Annotated in this window: 2 protein-coding genes and 1 pseudogene; all 3 read left to right on the forward strand. The window is 56.0% G+C overall.

The window, feature by feature from the left end:
• A pseudogene (locus tag VAE48_RS10940) lies at positions 1-188 on the forward strand (macro domain-containing protein); the annotation flags it as partial.
• Positions 185-970 (forward strand): RNA methyltransferase, encoded by a 786-nt coding sequence (locus VAE48_RS10945; protein ID WP_322793365.1) that lies wholly within the window; start codon positions 185-187, stop codon positions 968-970. The pseudogene VAE48_RS10940 and the gene VAE48_RS10945, both read left to right, overlap by 4 nt.
• Positions 967-1,761 (forward strand): DUF711 family protein (locus tag VAE48_RS10950; RefSeq protein ID WP_322793366.1); only part of this gene is annotated, 795 nt, incomplete at its 3' end. The genes VAE48_RS10945 and VAE48_RS10950, both read left to right, overlap by 4 nt.

The following is a 1,761-nucleotide window of genomic DNA, read 5'->3' on the forward strand; positions in this document are numbered from 1 at the left end:
CAACCGGCATTTTTCGCTTTCCCAAAGACCGTGCCGCCCGAATAATTTTGCGCGCCATTGAGGAATACTTTTTACAAAATCCACAATCCCAGTTGGGTCTGGTACGCCTGACTCTCCTGGATCAGGAAACCCTGGAAGAATTTATCCGCATCTGGGATGAAGAATTCAGCAATCCGTCCCTGCAATGATGATCACCAGCATCCATAACCCCAAAATCCAGCGGGTGCGTGCGCTTTTACAACGCCGCTCCAGCCGCGAAGAAGAGCAAGCCTTTGTGATCGAAGGTGCGCGCCTGATTCAAGAAGCCCACCTGAGCGGAGTAAACCTTGACCTTGTGCTGATCAGCAGCCAGCCTTCTCCCCGTGCGGTACAACTGGCTGCCGAACTTTCCACCATCACGCCGGTTGAGGAAGTCACGGCCGATCTGTTCAAACGCATCTCGGATACCGAGAATCCGCAGGGTATTCTGGCAATTGCGCGCCAGCAGCCGCGCGACCTGCCGGCAAATTGGGACTTTCTGGTGGTTGCCGACGGGTTGCGCGATCCCGGAAATCTAGGCACACTGCTGCGCACCGGCGCAGCCGCCGCTGCCGATGGGGTGATCCTCACCCCTCAATGTGCCGATGTTTACTCGCCCAAGGTTGTGCGCGCTGCAATGGGTGCTCATTTTAAACTGGCCATTCTGCACAAAAATTGGGAGGAAATCATCCTGCTATGCCGTCAGCGAGCGAAGCAGCCTGCCCGACTGCTGGTCAGCGATGTGGAAAGCGGCAGCCCTTGCTGGCAGGTTGACCTGCGCCAGCCGATGGCGCTGGTGATCGGCAGCGAAGCCGAGGGAATTTCGCCTGCCGCCCGTCAGGCTGCCGACCAACACATCATCATTCCCATGCCCGGTCAAATCGAATCGCTGAACGCAGCCGTAGCGGCAGGTATTTTGCTGTTTGAAGTTGTCCGTCAGAGGTACACATGAAAATCCGTACACTCACCTGCTTTCTTGATCCACAGCAAGCTCCCTTTTCAGAATCACTGACAAACCTCGCAGCCTTTGCTGCTGAAGCAGCCGGCCGCTTGCAGCAAATCGGTTTTACCCTGCAAACTCTCCGGCTGGCAACCACCCCCTTTCCCTTGTGGCTGGGTTCTAAAAGTTTAGCCGAGGCAATCCCTCTTGTAAAAGAATGGGAGGATCAGGCTGAAACTGCCGGCTTCGCTTACCTCTCGCTGGGTTGTGCCCTTCCATCCCATCCAGAAGCCTTCGAATGGATTTCACCACTTCTTGCGGCTACACAAAGGGTATTTTTGACCGGTTTGCTGACCACCCCACACCAGCAGGTAGATTTCCAGGCCGCGCGCCATTGCGCTCAAGTCATCCTGGATAACGCCCCCCTCGAAGCAAATGGTTTTGCCAATTTGCGCTTCGCTGCGCTTGCCAACGTCCCACCGGGTTGTCCCTTTTTACCGGCAGCCTACCACACCCCCGGCCAGCCGCCGGCTTATGCGCTTGGTTTCGAATGTGCCGATACCATTTTACGCATTTTTCAGGAGGCGCAAACGCTTTCTACAGCCCGCCAGAATTTGATCAATGAACTGGAAGCGGTTGCCGCCCGCATCGGTGAAATTCTCACCCCCTTACAGGAACGCTTCGGAATACAATTTTACGGCTACGACTTTTCGACTGCCCCTTACCCACAGGACTGGTGTTCTGCCGGGGCGGCTTTGGAGCAATTGGGCATTGTCCCCCTTGGCGGGTTTGGGTCGCTTGCG

Source organism: Bellilinea sp. (assembly GCF_034432615.1).
Classification (GTDB): Bacteria; Chloroflexota; Anaerolineae; order Anaerolineales; family Anaerolineaceae; genus Bellilinea.

Excerpts from the sequence above, each read along its gene's own strand:
- VAE48_RS10945 (WP_322793365.1), top strand. The coding sequence starts at position 185 with ATGATGATCACCAGCATCCATAACCCCAAAATCCAGCGGGTGCGTGCG.